General features: G+C 61.9%; 4 protein-coding genes and 1 pseudogene. 2 read left to right on the forward strand and 3 right to left on the reverse strand.

The features are described 5' to 3' along the window. A partial coding sequence (locus HX846_RS24995; RefSeq protein WP_178966302.1) for a cytochrome b occupies window positions 1-326 on the forward strand: 326 nt, incomplete at its 5' end. Window positions 327-381: 55 nt separating this feature from the next. Here HX846_RS24995 and HX846_RS25000 read toward each other — a convergent pair. Then, complete coding sequence (locus tag HX846_RS25000) at window positions 382-1,533, reverse strand: M14-type cytosolic carboxypeptidase (RefSeq protein WP_003212460.1); 1,152 nt, start codon at window positions 1,531-1,533, stop codon at window positions 382-384. A 467-nt stretch (window positions 1,534-2,000) separates the two neighbouring features. Next, window positions 2,001-2,363 (reverse strand): DUF6124 family protein, encoded by a 363-nt coding sequence (locus tag HX846_RS25005; protein WP_102369523.1) that lies wholly within the window; start codon window positions 2,361-2,363, stop codon window positions 2,001-2,003. A gap of 129 nt (window positions 2,364-2,492) precedes the next feature. Between HX846_RS25005 and HX846_RS25010 the strand changes: the two genes are divergently transcribed. After that, window positions 2,493-3,140, forward strand: a complete 648-nt coding sequence (locus tag HX846_RS25010) for a LexA family transcriptional regulator (RefSeq protein ID WP_177123504.1) — start codon at window positions 2,493-2,495, stop codon at window positions 3,138-3,140. Here HX846_RS25010 and HX846_RS25020 read toward each other — a convergent pair. Continuing rightward, a pseudogene (locus HX846_RS25020) lies at window positions 3,137-6,796 on the reverse strand (amino acid adenylation domain-containing protein); the annotation flags it as partial. The gene HX846_RS25010 and the pseudogene HX846_RS25020 sit on opposite strands and share 4 nt — an antisense overlap.

A 6,796-nucleotide genomic window follows, 5' to 3' on the forward strand; every position in this document is an offset into this window, starting at 1 on the left:
CGCCGCTGCCTGCCGACTTGCCGCTGTGGCAAGTGCTGGCGGCCAAGGCCTCCCACGTGGTGCTGTATGCGTTGATGCTGGTGTTGCCGCTGCTGGGCTGGGCGATGATTTCAGCGGCCGGCGACCCGGTGATGCTCAGCAGTTCGGTGCAGTTGCCGGCGCTGGTGGGGGCGAATGCGCCGTTGTTTGCCGTGTTGCGCAAGGCTCACGGTTACCTGGCGTATTTGCTGTTTCTGACGGTGTTGTTGCACCTGGCGGCGGCGCTGTTCCACGGTTTGATCCGGCGTGATGGTGTGTTGCAAAGCATGACCGGCAGCAAGGACTGAAGCCTTCCCCGGCGACGGTTGCTGTGATGCAGCCGTCGCCGGGATCGTGGATGTATTAGCGCAATACGCCGACGATATCCGCCACGCTGCTCAACACGTCCTTGCCCAACTGCATCGAGCGTTTGCCCGACCAGCCAGTGTGCGGGTTGGGCGCGTCGTCGTTGTCCTTGAAGGGCATTTCCAGGGTCAGGGACAGGCAATCGAACTTCTCGCCGACGCTGTTGCACGCCAGGGTCATATTGGCTTCGCCCGGCAGGTCGCGGGTGTAGCCATGCGCGGTCTGAAAATCCCGGGTGAGGTTGCTCAGGTGGCTGCGGAAGTGTTTTTCCAACTGCTCGATACGTGGCGTGTAGCCCGGGTTGCCTTCACAACCGGCGGTGAACACATAGGGGATTTCCTCGTCGCCGTGGATATCCAGGAACAGGTCAACGCCGTACTTTTCCATTTGTTGCTGGACGAACAGTACTTCGGGGCTGATCTCCTGGCTCGCACTCTGCCAGGCGCGGTTGAGGTCCTGGCCCATGGCGTTGGTGCGCAGATGCCCATGGAACGCGCCATCGGGGTTCATGTTCGGTACCAGGTACAGGTCGGCGGCGGCCAGGAGCTTTTTCAGCTCGGCGTCACCGTCCTGTTGCAGGCGCTCGATGATGCCTTCCATAAACCATTCGGCCATGTGCTCGCCGGGATGCTGCTGGGCGATGATCCAGACCTTGCGCTTGTTGGCCTCGCCCTTGCCACGGCGCAGCAGTTGGATATCACGGCCTTCGACACTTTTGCCGGTGGCCAGCAATTGCGTGCCGGCGCGGTTCAGCGCCTGGTCGATCAGCCAGTCGTGGCGTTCGCGGCTGTAGGGTTCGAAGTAGGCGAACCAGGCCTGTTTTTCACGGGTTTCGAGGGTGATGTGCAGCGTCTCGCCATCAAAGCGGGTGGGCACCCGAAACCAGTTGATATGGTCGTAGGACGCCACGGCGTTGTAGCCGCTCCAGGCGTGCTTGTAGGACGAGTGGCCGGCATTGCTCAGGCGGAAGGTGTGGGTGTGACCCACATGCATGCCTTCGGCCTTGAAGTGGAACCACTGGTAGTGCTGGCTGCGCGTATCGGGCTTTATCGCCAGCAGCAACTGGTGAGCATCACTGGCGTCGAGCACCTGGATATTGCCACTGTCGAAGTCGGTGCTGATCTTGATGGAGGTCAAGGCCACGGTCATAGTCTGGTTGCCTGAATATGAGTGTTGTGGCGGGCATTTTACACCGGAGCGGGGCAAAGCCTGGATGCAATTTTTGCGGGTGAAGAGGGGGGCGTCGTCCATGACGCCGCCGCAGCTTAGAATCTATGAGATTGATTCTCAAGTGCTATTTTTGAAAGAACCGGCCTAGAGCGCTCGATCGACTTTCTTTTGGCGATGGTCTTTTGCTACCATGCGCGCCATCAAGCAACACACAGTCTTCATTAGCCTGAAGTCACGCCAGGGAAAAACTGGCAAAAAAAAGACCCGGCCAAAGAGCCGGGTCAAAAACCGTGATTAGCCTGATGAGGAGATATTCCAAGAGTCCGACCTAAGGTCTCTTGGTCTATCGACTGATCTCGCGATCAGCTAGGTCCAATAATAATCATTATCATTTGCAAGTCAAATGTTTTTATCCCTTGGATAGAAATATTTTTCCCGCGTGCCTGTTACAGGCTGGCCGGCTGTTCGGCACCCCTCGCCGAAAGCCGCAGTGACCGCTCCACCATCACCTTCGCCATATCGATCAAATAGACCACTGAAAACGCCAGGTCCCGGCTATTGCCGTGGGCGCTGTTTGCCGATTCGTACGCAGTGGCCGCGGCGCTGCGCAGCAGGTCGGAGGCGTGGACCAGGGCCTCCTCGTCGCTGATGCCGGGCTTGACCTCGAACAACGTGTCGTCAACGGAGGGCGGTGCGGCATCCTCTTTCAGGTAATAGTCCAGCGCGCGTTGGGCGGCGCCACTGCTGCGCAGGAACAGCCGTTCGTCTTCATCGCAGGTGTCGGGCAGGGTATACGGGGTGGTCGTCATAAGGGCAGTGCTCTGTGTGGGTGTCGAAAGCCTGCAATCGATATTAGTACTAATCGTATTTATGGCGTTTTATTGATTACTACAAACTGTTTATTGTCGTGGTGAGTACACAACGTATTGTCAGGGCCCATGGATAAATGGATAGCGTTGGTCAAGGCCAACATGAAAGACCGCAAGGTCACGCAGGACCAACTGGCGTCGCGCCTGGGCATGTCTCAGGGCGGGGTCGGCCACTGGCTGAACAAGCGTCGGGTGCCGAGCCTTGCCGATATGAACCGGGTGATGCAGGAGCTTGGCCTGGATGGGCTCGAGGTCGCGCTGGTGGTTCGCGAAAAAGCGCTCGCGGCGGTTGCCGAGGAACTGCAGCCGGCGCCGCACTACAACCCGAATTACCGTTACCCGGTGAGCGAAGGGAAGGGAGGCTACCCATTGCAGGAAGAACCTCGGCCGTACGGCGTTACTCGTTTTCAGATGAGCGACTATCAGGCCCGTGGCAAGGCGTTCTGGATGCGCGTGACTGGCGACGCCATGACCGCCCCCAGCGGCTTGAGTATCAATGAAGGCACGATGATTCTGGTGGACCCGGCCATCCAGCCCGAGCCCGGCAAACTGGTGGTGGCCCAATGGGCATTTGATTCCCAGGCGATCTTGCGCAAATGGGTCAGGCAGAGCGGCCAGCTTTACCTGGTGCCGCTCAACCCTACGTACCCGAATATGCTGTTCAGTGAAGAGTGCCGGATCATCGGCGTGGTGGCGCAGGCGGTCACGAGGTTTTAACTCGCGGCTTCCAGCTCCACCAGTGCGCTGCCTTCACCGACCATTTCGCCTTCCTGGCAGTACAGCGCCTTGACCACGCCGGCATGGGGCGCGCGAATGCTGTGTTCCATCTTCATGGCCTCCAGCACCACCAACTGCGTACCGGCTTCAACGGTTTGCCCGACTTCCACCAGCACTCGCACGATGCTGCCGTTCATCGGTGCGGTCAGGCCGCCCTGATGGGACTGGCTGGCGTCGACGGCGGCAATCGGGTCGAACAGGCTGACACTGTGCACCTCGCCGTCCCAGCGCAAAAACACACTGCCGCCCTCGCGTACCGCCAGATGGGAGCGGCGCACGCCGTGCTGGTCGATCAGCAATTGTTCGCCGTGCAACTGGGGCGGGTTGATGCCGGCTTGCAGCATTACCAGGCGATCCTGGCCGTTGCAGCTCAGGTGCAGGGAAACCTCGCCCGGCAAGCCTGCGCGAAAACCTCGGGTGTCGGCCCAGGGCGAACGGGTGTCAGTGCTCGGTTGGGTCTGCATGAACGCCTGGCCGGCGGCCTGCCAGAATGCCTCACTCAATTCGCCAGGCGCCGGCAGCAGCTCATCCTGATAACGCGGGATAAACCCGGTATCGAGCTCGGCAGCGGCAAACGCCGGATGGCCGATAATGCGCCGCAAGAAGCCCAGGTTGGTCTTCAGTCCACCCACGGCAAATTCATCGAGCATGCCCAGCAGCCGCAGGCGCGCCTGTTCGCGGTCTTCGCCCCAGGCAATCAGCTTGCCCAGCATCGGGTCGTAGAACGGTGACACGTTGTCGCCTTGTTCGACGCCGCTGTCTACCCGGCGCCCGGGCCCTGGCGGGGATTCGCGGTACAGCGCCAGGTGCCCGGTGGCCGGCAGAAAAGTTGGCCGGGTCCTCGGCGTACACCAGGCGCATCAGCGGTGCCTGAGCCAAGTTCAGCCGATGCTGTTCGAAGCGCGCCTGCAATTGGTCCAGCACATCGCCCGCCAGTTGAATCGGCTCAACCCGCAGCGAAGCCTGGCGCCACACCACCTGCACCGGTTCTTCCAGCCCGTCCCAGTGCATCGACGAGCGCAGGATATCCTGCCGCTCGATCACCGCCTGCAACGCCTGGGCAAACGCTTCAAGGCGCTCGACGCTGGCGAAGGCAAACTGCGCCTGCAATAGGTACGCGTCACCCTGTTGCACTGCGCGATGGTGATACAGGATCCCGGCCTGCAACGGCGCCAGCGGGTAGATATCCTGCACGTTGGCCGCGCCGCCGGGTATGCTCGCGACAAGGCGGTCGATGGTGGGTTGCTTCAAGTTCACCAGCGTCAGCATGTCCGGGGTGATCCGCGTGCAATCCGCGGCGATCCCATTGGCTGGCACCACCACTTCGCGACCACCACCCACGGCAGCCGCCAAGGCTGCAAGGGTGGGTTGACCAAACAACACTTTCACATCCGCCGACAACCCGACCCGACGCATGCGGCCGATCAGGCTGGCGGCCAGCAGCGAATGGCCGCCCAGCTCGAAGAAATGGTCGTGCCGACCCACACGCTCCACCTTGAGCAAATCCGCCCACAGGCCGGCCAGGGTGATTTCGGTTTCCCCCACAGGCGCGACGTACTCCCGGGCGCTCACCGATTCCAGGCCCGGCGCCGGCAGTGCCTTGCGGTCAAGCTTGCCATTGGGGCTCAGGGGCAAGGCGTCCAGGTGCATGAAGGTGGCCGGTACCATGTAGTCCGGCAGGTGTTCCAGCAAATGGCTGCGCAAAGCGTCGATTTGCGCCGGCACGCCGGTGTAGTAAGCCACCAGCCGTGAATCGCGGGCGACCACGGCGGCTTCGTTGATCTGCGGGAATTGCAGCAGTCGCGCCTGGATCTCCCCCAGTTCGATGCGCAAGCCACGGATTTTCACCTGGTCATCGTTGCGGCCCAAATACTCGATAGTGCCGTCCGGCAGGTAGCGCCCGACGTCGCCAGTGCGATACATCCGGCCGGCGCTGAACGGGTCCTTGAGGAAGCGCTCGGCGGTCAGCTCAGGACGGTGCAGGTAACCCCGCGCCACTTGCACGCCACCGATGAACAGCTCGCCCACCACACCCAACGGAACAGGCTGCAACTGCCCGTCCAGCAGGTACATGCGGGTGTTGGCAATCGGCTTGCCGATGGGGGTGTTGTCCGGCGTGACGGGCCCGGCGCAATCCCACGCCGTCACGTCCACCGCCGCCTCGGTCGGGCCATAAAGGTTGTACAAACCGATGCCCGGCAACTGCTGCTTGAAACGGCGCACCAGGTTGCCGGGGAGCGCTTCACCACTGCACATCACCCGCACCAGCCCGACGCCCTGGCTGACGTCGCCGTGGGCCAGGAACACATCGAGCATAGACGGCACAAAGTGCAGCGTGGTGATCTGCTCCGCCTCGATCACCTCACACAGGTAGGCCGGGTCTTTATGCCCGCCAGGACGCGCCATCACCAACCGCGCGCCGGTGAACAGCGGCCAGAAGAACTCCCACACCGACACGTCGAAGCTGAACGGGGTTTTCTGCAACACCCTGTCCTGGGCAGTCAGTCCGTACTCGTCCTGCATCCACAGCAGGCGGTTGACCACGCCCGCGTGCTCGTTGATCACGCCCTTCGGTTGGCCGGTGGAACCCGAGGTGTAGATCACGTAGGCCTGATGCTGCGCGGTCAGCCCATCCACTCGTGGGTTGGACGTTGATTGGTGCTGCCAGGTGTTCTGGTCCAGGTCCACCACCGGCACCGTCACGTCGCCCAGCAACGAACGGGTTTCGCCCTGTACCAGCACGGCGGCCGGTGCGCTGTCCTTGAGCATGTAGGCGATACGTTCCAGCGGATACGCCGGGTCCAGCGGCACATAACCGCCGCCCGCCTTGAGGATTGCGAACAGGCCGATGACCATCTCCAGGCCGCGCTCGACGCAAATCGCCACCCGCGAATCCGGCTGTACACCCAGCTCCCGCAGATGGTGCGCCAACTGATTGGCCCGTTCGTTCAGCTCGCGATAGCTCAGGCACTCCGAGCCTGCCTTCACCGCAAGCGCATCCGGCGTTCTCGCCACCTGGGCTTCGAACATACCGTGCAGCGTCTGGTCGAGGTTGTAATCCACTGTGGTGTTATTGAAGTCGAACAGCAGATGCTGGCGCTCCTGATCGTCCAGCAAGTCAGCCTGCTCCAGCACCGCCTGATCGTTATCCACCATGGCCTGTAGCACGCGGGTGAAATAGCCGACATAGCGTTGCATGGTCGACTCGTCGAACAACGCGATGGCGTATTCCAGGGTGCCGCGAATTTCGCCCCGGGTCTCGCCGAGGTTCAGGGACAGGTCGAACTTGGCAAAGTGACTGTCCTCCACGATTCCTTCAAGGCTCAGGTCGCCCAGAGCCAGCACCGGCGCGTCACTGTCCTGCCAGGTCAACATCGTCTGGAACAGCGGGCTATGGGCCAGGCTGCGCAATGGCCGGGTGATTTCCACCACCTGCTCAAACGGCAGATCCTGATGAGCCTGGGCGTCCAGCGCCAGCCCCTTGACCCGCGCCAGCAGCGCCTCGGCGCTCAGTTCGCCCGAGGTATCAATGCGCACTGCCAGGGTGTTGACGAACAACCCGATCAGGCCTTCCACCTCGGCCCGCTGGCGGTTGG

Source organism: Pseudomonas sp. K5002 (genome assembly GCF_013386655.1).
GTDB lineage: Bacteria > Pseudomonadota > Gammaproteobacteria > Pseudomonadales > Pseudomonadaceae > Aquipseudomonas.